The organism is Pseudomonas medicaginis, from assembly GCF_965119365.1.
In the GTDB taxonomy this organism is placed as follows: Bacteria; Pseudomonadota; Gammaproteobacteria; order Pseudomonadales; family Pseudomonadaceae; genus Aquipseudomonas.
Window position 1 is genome coordinate 1677336 of sequence record NZ_OZ221631.1, and the last position, 18145, is coordinate 1695480.

General features: G+C 62.8%; 16 protein-coding genes. 3 read left to right on the forward strand and 13 right to left on the reverse strand.

The genetic code is table 11. From position 1 onward, the window contains the following. Positions 1-126 precede the first annotated feature (126 nt). Positions 127-1020 (forward strand): helix-turn-helix domain-containing protein, encoded by an 894-nt coding sequence (locus ACMTA2_RS07410; protein ID WP_413794325.1) that lies wholly within the window; start codon positions 127-129, stop codon positions 1018-1020. 7 nt (positions 1021-1027) lie between these two features. On the opposite strand, the gene ACMTA2_RS07415 is transcribed toward ACMTA2_RS07410, so the two are convergent. From ACMTA2_RS07415 to gap, 13 genes are all read right to left on the reverse strand, one after another. After that, positions 1028-1204, reverse strand: a complete 177-nt coding sequence (locus ACMTA2_RS07415; protein ID WP_413794326.1) for a hypothetical protein — start codon at positions 1202-1204, stop codon at positions 1028-1030. Positions 1205-1436: 232 nt separating this feature from the next. After that, a complete protein-coding gene (locus tag ACMTA2_RS07420; protein WP_413794327.1) occupies positions 1437-1796 on the reverse strand; it encodes a DUF5064 family protein in 360 nt (119 codons plus the stop codon). A 64-nt stretch (positions 1797-1860) separates the two neighbouring features. Beyond that, complete coding sequence (gene arcC, locus ACMTA2_RS07425; RefSeq protein ID WP_413794328.1) at positions 1861-2790, reverse strand: carbamate kinase; 930 nt, start codon at positions 2788-2790, stop codon at positions 1861-1863. A 150-nt stretch (positions 2791-2940) separates the two neighbouring features. Continuing rightward, positions 2941-3951 carry an ornithine carbamoyltransferase gene (locus ACMTA2_RS07430; RefSeq protein ID WP_413794329.1) on the reverse strand — a complete coding sequence of 337 codons (1011 nt, stop codon included), beginning with the start codon at positions 3949-3951 and terminating at the stop codon, positions 2941-2943. An 84-nt stretch (positions 3952-4035) separates the two neighbouring features. Beyond that, complete coding sequence (gene arcA, locus ACMTA2_RS07435) at positions 4036-5292, reverse strand: arginine deiminase (RefSeq protein ID WP_413794330.1); 1257 nt, start codon at positions 5290-5292, stop codon at positions 4036-4038. A gap of 31 nt (positions 5293-5323) precedes the next feature. Continuing rightward, positions 5324-6751, reverse strand: a complete 1428-nt coding sequence (arcD, locus tag ACMTA2_RS07440; protein ID WP_413794331.1) for an arginine-ornithine antiporter — start codon at positions 6749-6751, stop codon at positions 5324-5326. Positions 6752-6838: 87 nt separating this feature from the next. After that, entirely contained in the window at positions 6839-8185 is a 1347-nt protein-coding gene (locus ACMTA2_RS07445; protein ID WP_413794332.1) for a CoA transferase, read from the reverse strand. Positions 8186-8219: 34 nt separating this feature from the next. Continuing rightward, positions 8220-8660, reverse strand: a complete 441-nt coding sequence (locus tag ACMTA2_RS07450) for a YbaN family protein (protein ID WP_413794333.1) — start codon at positions 8658-8660, stop codon at positions 8220-8222. Between the two features lie 168 nt (positions 8661-8828). Next, on the reverse strand, positions 8829-9419 hold the full coding sequence (locus ACMTA2_RS07455; protein ID WP_413794334.1) for a biliverdin-producing heme oxygenase: 591 nt from the start codon (positions 9417-9419) through the stop codon (positions 8829-8831). Positions 9420-9499: 80 nt separating this feature from the next. Continuing rightward, positions 9500-12094, reverse strand: a complete 2595-nt coding sequence (locus tag ACMTA2_RS07460; protein ID WP_413794335.1) for a TonB-dependent receptor — start codon at positions 12092-12094, stop codon at positions 9500-9502. Positions 12095-12213: 119 nt separating this feature from the next. After that, entirely contained in the window at positions 12214-13170 is a 957-nt protein-coding gene (locus ACMTA2_RS07465) for a FecR family protein (RefSeq protein ID WP_413794336.1), read from the reverse strand. 78 nt (positions 13171-13248) lie between these two features. Continuing rightward, positions 13249-13761: an RNA polymerase sigma factor gene (locus tag ACMTA2_RS07470; protein WP_413794337.1), complete on the reverse strand. Its 513-nt coding sequence runs from the start codon at positions 13759-13761 to the stop codon at positions 13249-13251. A gap of 203 nt (positions 13762-13964) precedes the next feature. Beyond that, positions 13965-14966: a type I glyceraldehyde-3-phosphate dehydrogenase gene (gene gap / locus ACMTA2_RS07475; RefSeq protein WP_003184623.1), complete on the reverse strand. Its 1002-nt coding sequence runs from the start codon at positions 14964-14966 to the stop codon at positions 13965-13967. 230 nt (positions 14967-15196) lie between these two features. Here gap and edd point away from each other — a divergent pair, with 230 nt between their 5' ends. Together edd and ACMTA2_RS07485 are read left to right on the forward strand one after the other, a co-directional pair. Continuing rightward, positions 15197-17023: a phosphogluconate dehydratase gene (edd, locus tag ACMTA2_RS07480; protein WP_413794338.1), complete on the forward strand. Its 1827-nt coding sequence runs from the start codon at positions 15197-15199 to the stop codon at positions 17021-17023. Next, positions 17020-17979, forward strand: coding sequence for a glucokinase (locus ACMTA2_RS07485; RefSeq protein WP_413794339.1), 960 nt, complete (start codon positions 17020-17022; stop codon positions 17977-17979). Before edd ends, ACMTA2_RS07485 begins: the two co-directional genes overlap by 4 nt. The last annotated feature ends 166 nt before the right edge of the window (positions 17980-18145 follow it).

Here is an 18145-nt window from a genome sequence, read left to right on the forward strand (position 1 = left end):
TTATGGACCGAGTGCCTACATTTTTCGCTTGCGGACCTGTCAGTTGAAGGGGAAAACTGAGCCGATACCTGTTCTTTTTGCCAATTGGTGCGATTATCGCCCGCAACCCCAGGCCCGGATCCACGTATGAAAAAACCTGACCTGCCTTCGATCCCGGTGTTCAAGCTCTACGGTGAGAGCCAGGAATGGCCGACGCCGGACCTGTTGCACTGCGAAACCATCTCCAAGCGCAGCCGCGAGCATCAATGGGAAATCAAACCCCATCGGCATGCCGACCTGTGCCAGTTGTTGTTTGTCTTCAAGGGCCAGGCAGAACTGGAGATCGAAGGCCGGCGCACGCAACTCACCGAGCCGGCCGTGCAGATCCTGCCGCCGCTGTCGGTCCATGGCTTTCGTTTTTCCGAGGATGTGGAAGGTTACGTGGTGACCTTGGCGGCGCCACTGGTCACGCACCTGCAAGCGCAACTGGGGCATTCGGTCAACGTCCTGGCCCAGGCCGAAAGCTACCCCGCCCTTGAGAATGCCGAGTACCTCAACAGCCTGTTCAGCGCCTTGCAGAGTGAATACATGGGGCATCAGCCGGCCCGGGAGATGCTGATGCATGCGTTGGTCAGCGTGATCATGGTCTGGGTCAGCCGCCAGGTGATGCAGCGACACACCCAGGCCCAGCGCCCGCAACGGGCCCGGGAGTACCTCAACGGGTTCATTCAACTGGTGGAAGAAACCTATCGCGAGCACGTCAAGGTCGAAGACCTGGCCCATCGCCTGGGCATTTCCGTGTCGCACCTCAACGGCACCTGCCGGGAACTGGCGGGGCAACCGGCGTTGCAGATCATGCACGAGCGCCAGTTGCTGGAAGCCAAGCGCCTGCTGACCTACACCGGCATGACCATCTACGAGATTTCCGAACTGCTCGGGTTTTCCGACCCGACCAACTTCACCCGGCTGTTCCGCCGGCGTGTCGGCATTTCACCCAAGGCGTTCCGGGACCGGCTCAAGACCGATCAACAGGACGACTGACCACGCCTCAGCGCAGGGCGTTCAGGGTTGCGCTGTGGGGGATGCAACGTTCGAAGTTGCAACTGGCGTGCTCACGGGGCAACTGCCTGGCCTGCTCGACCCGGTAGGCCGCCGTGCCATACAGCGCAAGCGTGGCGGCGCAGGTGACGAAAATGGCGAGGCGTCTTCTTGTTTTGATGTTCATGGCGGTGACCTCTGAACGAATACCCTTGGGTACTACTTTCAGCATAGGTCAGCCGTGACGGGTTGCCAGCCTGGTAAGCGTCGCATTTAACCCGACATTCAGGGCGCTGATATCCCCTGTGGGAGCGGGCTTGCTCGCGAAAGCGGTGTGTCAGTCACCATCAATGTTGACTGTTGCTCCGTCTTCGCGAGCAAGCCCGCTCCCACAGGGATAGAGGTGTTTTTCGGGCGGGTTATTCCAGGTGTTCAGGCTTCATCGGGTCGCCCGGCTTGACGTCCAGTTGGTGGCGTACGTCTTCGAACATTTCGTCGTAGTACTTGTGCATCGAGCCGATGCTGGAGGCCTTGGGCAAGCCGTATTTCTGGGCGATGCGCGTGGCATGGCGGGCGAAGTCGAAGGCCTGGTCCTTGGCCAGGAAAAAGGTCTCGTCCACGGTTTTTTCTTCCACCGTGCCGTGCAGCCGGAACGACATGCCCTTGCCCTCCTTGTCGTCCTGGTCGACCTTGTAGTCGATGCACAGGTTGTAGCTGAAATCATCCTTGTTCAGCGCATGGCGTTCCATGTGCAGGTGACCGGGTTTGAACATGGCCATAAACGACTCTCCTTCGAAGGCATGGAGAACGGCAGACAACACGCCTGCCGTATAAGTTTTCCGGTTACCGATAAACAATTCCCGGCGTTGCCGTGCTGATGCGTGTGCCGGCAGTGCCTTGGACGATAGCATCGATCTCTGGCAGCGCCCCGATCACCGCGACCTTGCCGGTGTTGCGTGCGAATTCGCAGGCGGCCTGCACCTTCGGCCCCATGGAGCCAGCGGCGAAGCCGAGCTTTTCCATTTCGTCGGGGTGGGCCTGGGCGATGGCTTTCTGGGTCGGCTTGCCGAAGTCGATGAACGCGGCGTTGACGTCGGTGGCGATCACCAGCAGATCGCTTTCCAGCTGTTCGGCCAGTAGCGCCGAGCACAGGTCCTTGTCGATGACCGCTTCCACGCCTTGCAGTTTGCCGTCGGCGTCGTACATCGTCGGGATGCCGCCACCGCCGGCACAGATCACGATGCTGCCTTTTTCCAGCAGCCATTTGATCGGGCGGATTTCAAAGATGCGCTTGGGCCTGGGGCTCGCGACCACGCGACGGAACTTGTCGCCGTCCGGGGCGATGGCCCAGCCTTTTTCGGCGGCCAGTTTCTGCGCCTCTTCCTGGCTGTAGACCGGGCCGATGGGTTTGGTGGGGCTTTGGAAGGCCGGGTCGTTGCCGTCCACTTCAACCTGGGTCAGGAGCGTGGCGAAGGGGACTTCGAAGTCCAGCAGATTGCCCAGTTCCTGTTCAATGATGTAGCCGATCATGCCTTCGGTTTCGGCGCCGAGCACATCCAGCGGATACGGCGTGACCGAGGTGTAGGCCGCCGCCTGCAACGACAGCAGGCCGACCTGCGGGCCGTTGCCGTGGGCGATGACCAGTTGGTTGCCGGGGTGGATCTTGGCGATCTGTTCGGTCGCGGTGCGGATGTTGCTGCGTTGATTGGCTGCGGTCATGGGTTCACCCCGACGCAGGAGGGCGTTACCGCCCAAGGCAACGACGATGCGCATGGTGCTGTCCTTTCAAAAATGGAACGAACAATGCGGTCCCCTTGTGGGAGCGGGCTTGCTCGCGAAGGCGGTGTATCAGTCGACATCAATGTTGCCTGTTCCTTCGCCATCGCGAGCAAGCTCGCTCCCACAGCGTTTCGCGTCGGGTATTTAGATATCCGCCAACGCCGACACCAGGATCGCCTTGATGGTGTGCATGCGGTTTTCCGCTTGCTCGAAGGCGATGTTGGCGGGGGATTCGAACACGTCCTCGGTCACTTCCACGCCATTGGCCAGGTTCGGATAACGGGCGGCGATGTCCTTGCCGACCTTGGTTTCACTGTTATGGAACGCCGGCAGGCAGTGCATGAACTTCACCCGAGGGTTGCCCGAGGCTTTCATCATTTGCGCATTGACCTGGTAGGGCAGCAATTGCTCGATGCGCTCATCCCAGGCTTCCACCGGCTCGCCCATGGACACCCAGATATCGGTGTGGATGAAGTCCACGCCCTTGACGGCTTCCTTCGGGTCTTCGGTGATGGTCAGGCGCGCGCCACTTTCGGCGGCGAAGGCTTGGCACTGGTCGATGAAGTCCTGGTGCGGCCACAAGGCTTTCGGCGCGCCGATGCGCACGTCCATGCCCAGCTTGGCGCCGATCATCAGCAGTGAATTGCCCATGTTGTAACGGGCATCGCCCAGGTAGGCATAGCTGATGTCATGCAGCGGCTTGTCACTGTGTTCGCGCATGGTCAGGGTGTCGGCGATCATTTGGGTGGGGTGGAATTCGGCAGTCAGGCCGTTGAACACCGGCACCCCGGCGAACTTGGCCAGTTCCTCGACGATCTCCTGTTCGAAGCCTCGGTATTCGATGGCGTCGAACATCCGCCCCAGGACCCGGGCGGTGTCTTTCATGCTTTCCTTGTGACCGATCTGCGATGACACCGGGTCGATGTAGGTGACGTGGGCGCCCTGGTCATGGGCCGCGACTTCGAAGGCGCAGCGGGTGCGGGTCGAGGTCTTTTCGAAGATCAGCGCGATGTTCTTGCCCTTGAGGTGCTGCTGTTCGGTGCCGGTGTACTTGGCACGCTTGAGGTCGCGGGACAGGTCCAGCAAAAAGTGCAGCTCGCGGTGGGTGTGGTGCATCAGACTCAGCAGGCTGCGGTTGCGCATGTTGAACGCCATGATGTGGATCTCCTCAGGTGTAGGTTATCCCCGGGGCCGGTCTCTGCCGTGGGATGGAGAGCGTTGCCGGCCCAGGCTCAAAGGTCAGTAATCGATCGGGTCGCGGATGATCGGGCAGGTCATGCAGTGACCACCGCCACGGCCCCGGCCCAGTTCACTGGCACTGATGGTGATGACTTCCACGCCGGCCTTGCGCAGCAGGGTGTTGGTGTAGGTGTTGCGGTCGTAACCGATCACCACGCCCGGCTCCACGGCCACCACGTTGTTGCCGTCGTCCCATTGTTCGCGTTCGGCGGCGAAGCTGTTGCCGCCGGTCTCCACCACCCGCAGCGCCGGCAGCTTGAGGGCCGCGGCGACGGTGTCGAGGAAACTGCCTTCTTCGCGGCGCACATCGATACCGCCGGGCTTGCTCTCGTCAGGGCGCAGGGAAAAGGCGACGATCTGGCTCACCACTTCCGGGAAAACCGTGACCAGGTCGCGGTCGCAGAAGCTGAACACGGTGTCCAGGTGCATGGCCGCGCGGGATTTCGGCAAGCCGGCGACGATCACCCGCTCCACAGCATTGTTCTTGAACAGGTTCAGCGCCAGTTGGCCGATGGCCTGGCGGGACGAGCGTTCGCCCATGCCGATCAGGACCACGCCGTTGCCGATGGGCATCACGTCGCCGCCTTCGAGGGTGGCGTTGCCGTGGTCCTGGTCCGGGTCGCCGTACCAGATCTGGAAGTCAGCCTGGGTGAACTCGGGGTGGAATTTGTAGAGGGCGCTGGCCAGCAGGGTTTCCTGGCGGCGCGCCGGCCAATACATCGGGTTCAGGGTCACGCCGCCGTAGATCCAGCAGGTGGTGTCGCGGGTGAACTGGGTGTTGGGCAGCGGCGGCAGGATGAAGCTGGAATGCCCGAGGAAGTCGCGGAACATCTGGATGGTCTTGCCACCGAAACTGTCTGGCAGGTCATCGGCCGAGACGCCGCCGATCAGGAATTCAGCGATATGGCGCGGTTCCAGGCTGCGCAGCCACGAACCGACTTCATTCACCAGGCCCAGGCCCACCGAGTTGGCGGTGATCTTGCGCTGCAGGATCCAGTCCAGGGCCTCGGGGATGGCGACGATGTCGGTCAGCAGGTTGTGCATTTCCAGCACGTCGATGTCGCGCTCGCGCATCTTGGTGACGAAATCGAAATGGTCGCGCTTGGCCTGGTTGACCCAGATTACATCGTCGAACAGCAGCTCGTCGCAGTTGTTCGGGGTCAGCCGCTGGTGGGCCAGACCTGGGGAACACACCATGACTTTACGTAATTTGCCGGCTTCGGAATGCACGCCGTATTTCACTTTTTCCGTGGTCATTACAAATCCTCCAGTTAGAACAATCAGCCAACTACAAGGTCAGGAAGCCGTCGTAGAGCCCGTAGGCCGCCACCAGGGCGCCTGCGATCACTGCGGCGAAAATCAGCTTCTCGACAGAGGTGAAAATCGGTTTGCCCAGCTCGCGCTTGGCCTTGGCGAACAGGATCGCGCCGGGGGCATAGAGCAGGGCGGAGAGCAGCAGGTACTTGATCCCGCCGGCATACAGCAGCCACACCGCATAGATCAGGGCGATGGCACCGATGCCCAGGTCTTTGCGGCGTTCGGCCAGGGCGTTCTCATAGGTCTCGCCGCGCACCGCCAGCAGTACTGCGTAGGCCGCCGACCACAGGTACGGCACCAGGATCATCGAGGTGGCGAGGTAGATCAGTGACAGGTAAGTGCTGGCCGAGAACAGGGTGATGACCAAAAACAGCTGGACCATTGCGTTGGTCAGCCACAGGGCGTTGGCCGGTACGTGGTTGGCGTTTTCCCGGCGCAGGAACTCGGGCATGGTGTGGTCTTTGGCGGCGGCGAACATGATCTCGGCGCACAGCAATACCCAGGACAGCAGGGCGCCAAGCAGCGAGATGATCAGGCCGACGCTGATCAGCACCGCGCCCCAGTGCCCTACGACGTGCTCCAGCACGGCGGCCATGGACGGGTTCTGCAACTTCGCCAGTTCAGGCTGGGTCATGATGCCCAGGGACAGCACGTTCACCAGTACCAGGAACAGCAGTACGGTGATGAAGCCGATGACGGTGGCCTTGCCCACGTCGGTACGTTTCTCTGCGCGGGCGGAAAAAATACTCGCGCCCTCGATGCCGATGAACACCCACACGGTGACCAGCATCATGTTGCGCACCTGATTCAGCACGCTGCCCAGGTCGGGGTTCTTCAGGCCCCAGATATCAGCGGTGAAAATATCGAGCTTGAACGCGAATACGGCGATCAGCACAAACAATACAAGCGGTACGACCTTGGCGATGGTGGTCACCAGGTTGATGAATGCCGCTTCCTTGATGCCTCGCAATACCAGGAAGTGCACGGCCCATAGCAGCACCGATGAGCCGATCACCGCTGCGACGGTATTACCTTCACCAAATACCGGGAAGAAGTAGCCCAAGGTGCTGAACAGCAGCACGAAGTAGCCGACGTTACCCAGCCAGGCGCTGATCCAGTAGCCCCAGGCAGATGAAAAGCCCATGTAGTCGCCGAACCCGGCCTTGGCGTAGGCATACACCCCGCCATCCAGATCGGGCTTGCGGTTGGCCAGGGTCTGGAACACGAAGGCCAGGGTCAGCATGCCGACGGCGGTGATGGCCCAGCCGATCAGCACGGCGCCGACATCGGCGCTGGCGGCCATGTTCTGGGGCAAGGAAAAAATCCCTCCGCCGATCATCGAGCCCACTACCAGCGCCACCAAGGCACCCAAACGAAGTTTTCCGGGGGTATCAGACATTGCATGACTCCGAGGCAGCCGAGGAGAGTCACAGCGTAGGCTGATTCACCGCTTCACTATCTGATCCAGGTCAGGGAGCGAGGCCTATTACCATTGCGCGCGATGGGCGCCGAGTGCCGTCGCCGCGAGCGCCCACTGCCAGGGTGTGCCGGTGATTTTCAGCGGCACCTGCAACCGCTGCGCCGGCCCCCAGGGTGTCTGCTCGACCAGCATGCCCAGGTCGTCTGTGTCCTCGGGTCGTAGTGCGGCCGAGTCACCCGCGCCGCGCTCGATCAGCAGTTTGGCCGTACGCGCCAGAGACAGGCGTGCCGAGCCGCCTCGCCCGTTCGCCAGGCGCCGAGCCAGCAGCATCACGGCGCTGGCCGCCATCAGATACCCGGTGCCATGGTCCAGTGCCTGGACGGGCAGCGGGGTCGGGGTGTCCACCTGTTTCCAGGCCATGCCGGCTTCGGCAATGCCACTGCTCATCTGCACCAGGCTGTCGAAGCCGCGTCGGTTCTGCCACGGGCCGCTCCAACCGTAGGCGTTGAGACTGACGTCGATCAGGCCCGGGGCCAGTTGTCGGCGCTGCTCGGCGCCGTAGCCCAGGTGTTCCAGGGCATCGGCACGGTAGCCGTGCAGGAGGATGTCGGTGTCCTTGAGCAAGGCTTCGAACGCCGCGCGGTCATCGGCTCGGTGCAAGTCGAGGCGGGCGCAGCGTTTGCCCAGGGTGACTTCCGGGACCACGCCGGGTTCGTTCCAGGTCGGCGGATCGATGCGCAGCACGTCGGCCCCCAGGCCGGCGAGGAAGCGGCTGGCAATGGGGCCGGCCAGCACGCGGGTCAGGTCCAGTACCTTGAGGCCCGCCAGTGGCCGGGTCACGGAGCCGAGCCAGGGCCTGGACGGTTCTCCCGTCGTTTCACTCAGGTGCACCAGTGGCTCGGCATTCACTGCCCGGCCTTGGGGATGGGTCTGCCAGGCTTGCCACGAGCGCATCTGGGCAGCGCACCCGCCCGCGTCGACCACGGCTTGCTCCAGCTCGGCCTTGTTCCATCGGGCGACCCTGGCCGCCATGTCCGCGCGGTCGGTGCTGGGGCCGAGGACTTTTTCCGCGGCCAGGCGATGATGCGGTGCATTGGTATGCAGGCGAATCCAGCCGTCGGCGCAGGCGTAGTCACCGGCCACCGGGTCCCACATCGGCGGTACGCTCCAGCCGATGGGGCGCAGGGAGGTGGAGAACCAGAACGACGCCAGTCGCCGGTCGACCTCGACGGGGGGCAGGCGGCCGGTTTGTTGGTGGATAAGCGCGGCGGTCGCCTGGCCGGCCACGGCGATGCTGGCCCCAGCCAGTTCCGTGACGGCGAATGCCGAGGGCAGGGCGCCTTCGCCGCTGAAGGTGATTGGGGTCGTGGGCAAGCCGAGCGCGGCTTGCATGGACGTGAGCAGATCTGCCATCGAAAGCCCTCCAGTGCGAGAGGGCGATCATAGTTCAAAAATCCGCTGGGGGCCGCTTTGCGCCCCCGCGGGAGCAAGCTTCCTCGCCACAAGAGCCCTGTGCCTGTTCCGGGCGCGACCAGATCCACAGGTTGCCCAGGGCCATGCCGGCGAGCGCGAGGTAAACCGGCCAGGCGTGGTCGAGCAGCACCAGCATCAAGCCTGCGCAGAGCAGCATGCTGGTGGTGGCACCGACCTTGGCCCGGCGCGGGATGACCTTGCCGTTGCGCCAGTTATGCAGCATCGGCCCGAACAGCCGATGGTGCTCCAGCCAGGCGCTCAGGCGCGGCGAACTGCGGGTCGCGGCCCAGGCGGCCAGCAGGATGAACTCGGTGGTCGGCAAGCCAGGCACGACGAGGGCGACCAGGCCGATGCCCAGGCTAGCGTAGGCGAGCAGGGCGAAGAGCAGTCGGGTGAGTTTCGAAGGGCGGTTCATCAGTCATGCACAATCTCTGTGGGAGCGAGCTTGCTCGCGATGGCGGTGGGTCAGTTGGCGTTGATGTCGGCTGTGCTGACGCTATCGCGAGCAAGCTCGCTCCCACACTGGTTTCTGGGGGACTGAGGATAGGCATCCACCCTAAATCTTCTGTGGGAGCGGTGTGAGTCAGGCCAACTCCGCTGCATAAGCCCGTTCCAACAGGACCGTGAACCGGTTAAAGGCATCCAGCGCCCCTTTGTCCGCCTCGGCTTCCTGCTGTTCGGTAAAGGCCAGGCCGTCAAGGGTGCGGGTGAAGGATTTCCACCCTTCGGCGCGCCCGCCGACAGGTTCTGCCAGGTGCCGGGCGCCGAAGGTTTCGCTCAGCCCCAGGCCCACGGCACGCTTGATCAAGAACGCGGCGCCGAGCTTGGAGCCTTCGGAGACGAACAGCCAGCCCAGGGCTTCGGCCTGGGTCGGGTTTTTCACCGCACCGGCCACCGGCGCGGGGACTTCGGTGTCCAGGTCGGCGAGATCCGCCTTGGCTGCGTCGGCTCGGCAACGGGCTGGCAGGTCGGGCATCAGGGCGGACAGTTCGGCGTCGTTGTACAGCGCTACCAGTTCCGACTGGAACAGGTACTGGGCGACGACGAAACGGGCGAAGCTGGCCGGGGTTTCGAACGGGGCGTGGGCCTTGACCAGCGCGTCGAGCTTGCCGTGGGGCTCGTGGGTGATCTGGTTCAGGCGTTGGGAGCGTGAAGTGGGATGTTGTGTGTTCATATGAATTCCTTCGAATGGAAGCATTGTGGCGAAGGGATAAATCCCCTCGCCGCAGGTCGTTGCTTTGCCTGAGCGCTGGATCAGATATCCCAGATCAGGTTCACCGCGAAGTTACGCCCGGGCGCGGTCAGGCGATCGAGGTTGGCGGGGCTCAACACCGCCGCTTCGCCGACGCTGTCGTAGCCGCGCACGTCATCCCACAGCCAGTACTTCTTGTCGGTGAGGTTGTAGAGGCCGCCACTGACGGTTACGTCGTCGGTCACCTTGTAGAAACCGCTCAGGTCGAGGATGCCGAAGCCCGGTGTCTTGAACTGGCTGCTCACGCCATCAGGCGAGTTGAAGTTGCTGTCGTCGACGCGGTCCTTTTTCTTGACCAGGGTCCAACTGAGCAAGGTGCCGTAGTGGTCCTGGTCGTAGCCCAGGCCGAACACGCCGGTCAGCGGGTTGATGCTGTTGAGCGGCTCGCCGGTGTCGTTGTTGCGACCGTACGCGTAGGCCACCGAGCCTTGGGTGTACAAGCCCTTCGGTGCGCCAAACACGTCCAGTTCCAAGCGTCCCCTGGCCTCGGCACCCTTGATGGTGGCGTGCTTGATGTTGTTGCTCTGGAAGGTCAGTTGGTCGGCGCCGGGGGTGATGGCATCTTCGTTGATGAAGTCGCGGTACTTGTTGTAGAACACCGCCACGTCGAACGAGCCGGAATCGAAACGACCGCGCAGGCCGGTCTCGTAGCTCTTGCTTTTTTCCGGTTCCAGATCGGAGTTGGGTTCTACGCTATAGCCGGCGTCGGTGTTCTCGAAACGACCGTACAGGGCCTTGGCGGTCGGGGTGCGGAAGCCTTCGGCGTACTGGCCGTACCAGGTGTACTCATCACTCAAGGCATAGGTCAGGCCGAACTTGGGTGAGACGCGATGCCAGGTCTTGTCCTTGCCGCTGACTGTACCGCCGCCGGTAGGGTCCACGGTGTCGAGGAACGCCTCGGTCAGGTGCGGCTTGAGTCGGGTGTAGTCGTAGCGCAGGCCTGGCGTGAAGGTCCAGTTGTCCCAACTGATCTGGTCCTGGGCGAACAGGCTGTAGGTATTGATGGTCGGGTCCGGGAAATCACTGGCTTTTGCCAGCACGTCGCGGGTGCTGATGGCGCCTACCGCGGAGCAACCGACGCCAACTGCCAGGCACACACCATTGCCGCTGCGCGAGCCGGTGACTTTCTGTTGCTTGAGGGTGGTGCCGTAAGTCAGCGCGTGATCGGTGTCGGCGACGCTGAAGGCCTTGTCCAGTTGCGCGTCGAAGACCCACTGTTTCTCTTCATAGAGGGTCTCCCGGGTGCGCAGGACCTGGCGGGTGATGGGGAAGTAGAACTCGGCGGTGCTCTGGTCGGTCTTGGCGACCTGGTAATTCAGGCTCCACTTGATGTGATCGGCCAGCAGGCTATCGAGGGCGAAGCTGTGCTCCAGGCCGAAACGCTCGCGGGTGATGGTGTCGTTGCCGGTGCGCCACTGGTACATGCCGCCGGGCAGCACAAAGTCGGGGATCGCCGGCTGACCGTTGGCGTAGGGGCCGCCGTAGGCGCTTTTCAGGTCGCTGTCGCGGTCGTCCTTGTATTTCTCGTAGACCAGGCCAAGGCGTGCGTCGTCGCTGTAGTTCCAGCCGAGCTTGGCCAGCACGTTGTTGGCGCGTACGTCTTGCGGGTTGGCAGCGGTGCGGTCCAGGCCGGTACCGTTGTGGCTGCCGTAGGATTCGGTTTCGTGGCCGTCGCGCTGGCTGTAGTGCAGCAGTCCGTCGAAGGGGCCGCTGCGGCCGGCGACGGTGGCGGACTTGAGCCAGCTCTCGTCGGCGGAGCTGTAGCCGGTCTTCAGGCGGGCGCCAACGTCCTGGCCCGGCTTGATGATGTCGTCCGGATCGAGGGTGAAGTAGCTGACGGCACCGCCGATGGCATTGCTGCCGTACAGCACCGAGGCCGGGCCGCGCAGGATTTCCACGCGCTTGATGATTTCCGGATCGACGTAGTTGCGCTGGGTCTTGGCGTAGGGGCCGTTGAAGAACCCTCCGGGGATTTCCACGCCGTCGACCTGGGTCAGGATCCGATTGCCGTCGATGCCGCGAATGTTGTAGTCGCTGATGCCGCCGCGCTGGCCCGCACCGCCCACCGATACGCCCGGTTCATAGCGCACCAGGTCCTTGAGGGTATTGACGTTGTGGCGGTTCAGTGCCTGACGGTCGTGGACGGTGACCGTGCTCGGTACGCTGGTGATGTCCTGTTCCTGGCGGGTAGCGCTGATGGTCACCTGCTGCAACTCCAGCGCGCTGCCGCTGTTGCGCTTTTCCAGGACGATGCTGTTGTCGCCCAGTTTGCGGTAGCCCAGGTGGGTCCCCAGCAACAGGCGCTCCAGGGCTTTTTCGGCGGGCAGCGAGCCGTTCACACCCGGTGACGCGACGCCTTCGGCCAGTTCCGCCGGCATGCCGACTTGCCAGCCGGTGACCGCGGTGAATGCATTCAGGGCCGAGACCAAGGGTTGCCGGGCGATGGCAAAGGTGTAGTCGCCCATGTTGCGTGCAGGCGGTTGTACGGTGTTCGCGGCCAGGGCGAGCGGCGCAATGCCGGCCATCAGGATGGCGGCGGTGAGCAGTGACAGCGTGCAGGAGGGGGCAAGAAACCGGCAAGTAAGGCGAGAGGACATCGATAGCGCTCCGTGTCGCATCTGTTATAGGTGCAGATTCACATTGCTGGATGCGAATCAATTGCATTGGCTATAACGAGACGAACCAGCGGAGCCTATCGAGTAAAAATAATTCTCATTCAGTTAAGGATCACCAGCGCCGGGAACTCCTGAAGCCGCGCCGAGGTGATGTGGGCCAGGGAACGGACCACGTCCAGCGGCTGATCGAGGCGGTAATTACCGGTCACCGCGACGTTGGCCAACTGTTCGTTACCGTTGATGATCCAGCCGGGGTAGTAGCGGCGCAGTTCGGCCAGTACCTGGCTCAGCGGCCGGTTCTCGAACACCAGTCGCCCCTGGACCCAGGCCAGGTCTGTGTTGGCATCGAGCCGGGCGGGACGGTCGAAGCCATTGGGGCCGATGCGGATGCTTTCGCCGGCCGACAACCGCACATGGGTGTCGTTGCGGTTGGCCCGCAGGTCCACATCGCCGCGTTGCACCTGGACCTGGGCCACGCCGTCGAGGTAACGCACGGCGAACGTGGTGTCGCTGACGCGGGCGGTGACCGGGCCGGCATCGATTTCCAGCGCCAGGGTACGGTTGGCCGGAACTTCGAAGAAGGCCTCGCCTTTGTAAAGACGGGCCACGTGCCGTTGTTCGTTGAACGTGCTGGAGAACGCCGAGTCGGTGTTGAGCAGGACCTTGGAGCCGTCTTCCAATTGCAGGCGCTGGCGCTCACCGACCACCGTCAGGTGATCGGCCTGGAAATGCAGGGGCAGGTCGCTGAAGTTGAACAGGCCGAGAAACAGCACGGCGGCGGTGGCCAGGGGCTTCCAGTGGGCTCGCATGCGCGACAGCGCGGTGACCTTGGGCGTGGTTTCAAGGCGACGGGCACTTTCCTTCACCTGTGGGCCGTTCCAGATCGCCTGGGCCCGGGCAAACGCTTCGCCGTGGCGTGGATCGGCCGCCAGCCAGGCCTGGAATTGCTGGGTCTGCTCCTCGCTGGGGCTGTCCAGCAGGATCAGCCAGTCCAGCGCCTGCTCCATGGCATGGGCGGTTTCCGGCGTCGGCTCAGGAGAAGGGGAGGTGTCCGTCACGGTGGGTTCTCTTGTTGGCGGCCCGCACAAGCTACAAGCCGCAGGCAGTAGGAGGCAAGCCTGTACGCAGCGTGAAGTTCATGGGTTGCGTTCAGCCACACCCACACAGATCGACATGATCAGTTTCAGTTCCTTTTGCACCGTGCTCAGGGACACGTCCAGCCGTTCGGCGATTTCCTGGTAACTGTGGCCATGCAGGCGGCTGAGGATGAAGATCTGCTGTTGTCGCGGGCTCAAGGCTTGCAGGCTGACATCCAGGCGCTCGAGCAGTTGTTGGGCGTGGGCGGCATCCTCGGCGCTGCTCTGGGGGGCGACAACGTTGTGAACGACCTCCAGCGGGACGTCATCCAGCAGGGTCCGGGATTGGATGCGTCGGGCACGCAGATGGTCCAGCGCCAGGTTGCGGGCGGTCTGGAAAACAAAGGGTTCGAGGTGCTCGACCGTGCGTTCGCCCAATGCGCGGGTGACGCGCAGGTAGGTTTCCTGAAGCAGGTCTTCGGCGGTACTGGGGTTGCTGACCATGCGCTCGAGGGTGCGCAGCAGCGGCGTGCGCTGGGCGAGGAAGATGTGATGAAAGCGCGATTGACTCACGGTAGGGCCCGATCCGGTTCGAGTAGATGATAATGCTTATCATCTAGAGGGCGGGTCAAGTCTTCATTCATTTCACAAAGCGTAACCCTGTGGGAGCGAGCTTGCTCGCGATGACGGAGCATCAGTCGCCATTGATGCTGGCTGATACACCGCTATCGCGAGCAAGCTCGCTCCCACAGAAAAGCTCGATACTGCCGTGTCAGTTACTCGGCGTTGCACAACGCCAGGCAGTTATCCAGCATGCGGTTGGAGAAGCCCCATTCGTTGTCATACCAGGCCAGTACCTTGAGCAGCTTGCCGCTGGCCTTGGTGTGGTTGGCGTCGAAGATCGACGACAGCGGGTTGTGGTTGAAATCGCTGGAGACCAGCGGCAGGGTGTTGTAGCCGAGGATCTTCGAATGCTGGCTGGCATGGCGCAGCAGTTCGTTGACTTCTTCGGCCGACGCTTCGCGCTTGAGCTGCACGGTGAGGTCGACCAGGGACACGTTGATCACCGGTACACGCACCGCCATGCCGGTCAGCTTGCCGGCCAGTTCCGGCAGCACCAGGCCCACCGCTTCGGCGGCGCCGGTCTTGCTCGGGATCATGTTCTGGGTGGCCGAACGGGCGCGGTAGGGGTCGCTGTGGTAGACGTCGGTCAGGTTCTGGTCGTTGGTGTAGGCATGGATGGTGGTCATCAGGCCGCTTTCGATGCCCAGCTCGCGGTGCAGCACCTGGGCCACCGGGGCCAGGCAGTTGGTGGTGCACGACGCGTTGGAGATGATCTGGTGGGACTGGCGCAGAATGTCGTGGTTCACGCCATACACCACGGTGGCATCGGCGCCCTTGGCCGGGGCCGAGATGATCACTTTGCGGGCACCGGCGCTGATGTGGGCGGCTGCCTTGGCACGGTCGGTGAACAGGCCGGTGCATTCGAACACGACGTCGATCTTCTCGGCGGCCCAGGGCAGTTCGGCCGGGTTGCGGATCGCGCTGACCGAGATGCGGTCGCCATTGACCGTCAGGCTTTCGTGGTCGTGCTGGACGTCGGCATCGAAGGTGCCATGCACGGTGTCGAACTTGAGCAGATGGGCATTGATCGCGCTGTCACCCAGATCGTTGATGGCGACGATCTGCAGGTCGCGACGATAGCCTTGGGTATACAGTGCACGGAGGACGTTGCGGCCGATGCGGCCAAAACCATTGATTGCGATTCGAAGAGTCATTAACTGCGCCGCCGTCGATTTGTTGTTGGAATTACAAGATTATTCGCATAAAAATAGAAAACAAGCCTTTTTAGTGGCAATATTTTGTTTTATCTACAACGAGTGACCTGAATCAACTGGTCCGAGTGGTCAAAAACCGTCTGTCGCCTCGCCTTCCACACAGCGTGCAGCGGGCTTTTGACCAGCATAGACAATCAGGTCGCCACACCCGTTAGCCTGGAGTTCTACACATGCATCCCCGCGTTCTTGAGGTCACCGAACGGCTTATCGCCCGCAGCCGCGCCACGCGTGAGGCTTACCTTGCATTGATCCGCGGTGCGGCCAGCGACGGTCCGACGCGCGGCAAGTTGCAGTGCGCCAACTTCGCCCATGGCGTGGCGGGTTGCGGCAGCGAAGACAAACACCACCTGCGGATGATGAACGCCGCCAACATCGCCATCGTGTCGTCCTATAACGACATGCTCTCGGCCCACCAGCCCTACGAAACCTTCCCGGAACAGATCAAGAAAGCCCTGCGCGAAATCGGCTCGGTCGGCCAGTTCGCCGGTGGCACGCCGGCGATGTGCGATGGCGTGACCCAGGGCGAGGCGGGGATGGAACTGAGCCTGCCGAGCCGCGAAGTGATCGCGCTCTCCACGGCGGTGGCGCTGTCCCACAACATGTTCGACGGCGCACTGATGCTCGGCATCTGCGACAAGATCGTCCCGGGCCTGATGATGGGCGCGCTGCGTTTCGGTCATTTGCCGACGATCTTCGTACCCGGCGGGCCGATGGTCTCGGGCATTTCCAACAAGGAAAAAGCCGACGTGCGCCAGCGCTACGCCGAAGGCAAGGCCACCCGCGAAGAGCTGCTGGAATCGGAGATGAAGTCCTACCACAGCCCCGGCACCTGCACCTTCTACGGCACCGCCAACACCAATCAGTTGCTGATGGAAGTGATGGGGCTGCACTTGCCGGGCGCCTCGTTCGTCAACCCGAACACGCCCCTGCGCGATGCCCTGACCCGCGAAGCGGCGTTCCAGGTGACGCGCCTGACCAAGCAAAGCGGCAACTTCATGCCCATCGGCGAAATCGTCGACGAACGCTCGCTGGTCAACTCCATCGTCGCGCTGCACGCCACCGGCGGCTCCACCAACCACACCCTGCACATGCCGGCCATCGCCATGGCGGCGGGTATCCAGCTGACCTGGCAGGACATGGCCGACCTCTCCGAGGTGGTGCCGACCCTGAGCCACGTCTACCCGAACGGCAAGGCCGACATCAACCACTTCCAGGCGGCGGGCGGCATGTCGTTCCTGATCCGTGAGTTGCTGGAAGCCGGTTTGCTTCATGAAAACGTCAACACCGTGCTCGGTCACGGCCTGAGCCGCTACACCCAGGAGCCGTTCCTCGAGGATGGCGAGCTGGTGTGGCGCGACGGCCCGATCGAAAGCCTCGACGAAAACATCCTGCGCCCGGTGGCCCGTGCCTTCTCGCCAGAGGGCGGGTTGCGGGTGATGGAAGGCAACCTGGGGCGCGGGGTGATGAAGGTCTCGGCCGTGGCCTTGGAAAACCAGATTGTCGAAGCGCCGGCCATGGTCTTCCAGGATCAACAGGACCTGGCGGACGCGTTCAAGGCCGGGTTGCTGGAGAAGGATTTCGTCGCGGTGATGCGCTTCCAGGGCCCGCGTTCCAATGGCATGCCTGAGCTGCACAAGATGACCCCGTTCCTCGGGGTGCTGCAGGACCGGGGCTTCAAAGTGGCGCTGGTGACCGACGGGCGCATGTCCGGCGCGTCGGGGAAAATCCCGGCGGCCATTCATGTCAGCCCCGAAGCCTATGTCGGTGGTGCGTTGGCCCGGGTGCAAGAGGGCGATATCATCCGTGTCGATGGCGTCAAAGGCACCTTGGAATTGAAGGTCGACGCCGAGGAATTCGCCGCGCGCGAGCCGGCCAAGGGCCTGTTGGGCAACAACATTGGCACGGGTCGCGAGCTGTTCGGTTTCATGCGCATGGCCTTCAGCTCGGCGGAGCAGGGCGCCAGCGCCTTCACATCTGCCCTGGAGACGCTTAATTGAAACTGGCTTTGGTCGGTGACATCGGTGGGACCAACGCACGTTTCGCGTTGTGGAAGAACCATAACCTGGAAAACATCCAGGTGCTGCCCACCGCGGATTACGCCTGCCCGGAAGACGCCATCAAGGTCTACCTGGCTGGCCTGGGCATGGCGCCGGGGGCCATCGGCTCGGTGTGCCTGTCGGTGGCGGGGCCGGTGGGCGGCGACACCTTTCGTTTCACCAACAACCACTGGCGCCTGAGCAACCTTTCGTTCTGCGAGACCCTGCAGGTGGAGAAGTTGTTGCTGGTCAACGACTTCTCGGCCATGGCCCTGGGCATGACCCGTTTGCGTCCCGATGAATACCGCGTCGTGTGCGAGGGTACTCCGGAGCCGATGCGTCCGGCCGTGGTGATCGGGCCGGGCACCGGGCTGGGCGTGGGAACGCTGCTGGACCTCGGCGAAGGTCGGTTCGCGGCGTTGCCGGGGGAGGGGGGCCATGTCGACCTGCCGATGAGCAGTCCGCGGGAAACCCAGCTCTGGCAGCACATCTACAACGAGATTGGTCACGTCAGCGCCGAAACCGCCTTGAGCGGCAGCGGTTTGCCTCGGGTGTACCGGGCCATTTGCGCAGTGGAGGGCCATGAGCCGGTGCTCGATACACCCGAATCCATCACCGCCGCCGGCCTGGCTGGTGACCCCATCGCCCTGGAAGTGCTCGAACAGTTCTGCCGCTGGCTGGGGCGCGTGGCTGGCAACAACGTGCTGACGGTCGGTGGGCGCGGCGGCGTCTACATCGTCGGCGGGGTGGTCCCGCGGTTTGCCGACTTCTTCCTGGAAAGCGGTTTCGCCCGTTGTTTCGCCGACAAGGGGTGCATGAGCGATTACTTCAAGGGCATTCCGGTCTGGCTGGTCACCGCGCCGTACTCCGGCCTGATGGGGGCGGGCGTGGCGTTGGAGCAGTCGGCCCCAGTTTGAAAGGTGATCCCCTGTGGGAGCGAGCTTGCTCGCGATAGTGGAGTATCAGTCGCCATTGTTCTTGGCTGATGCACCGCTATCGCGAGCAAGCTCGCTCCCACAGAGTTTTTGTGGTGTGTTTGTAGGCTTTCTCCATCAGGCATAATCCGCTCTAATCCAAACAACA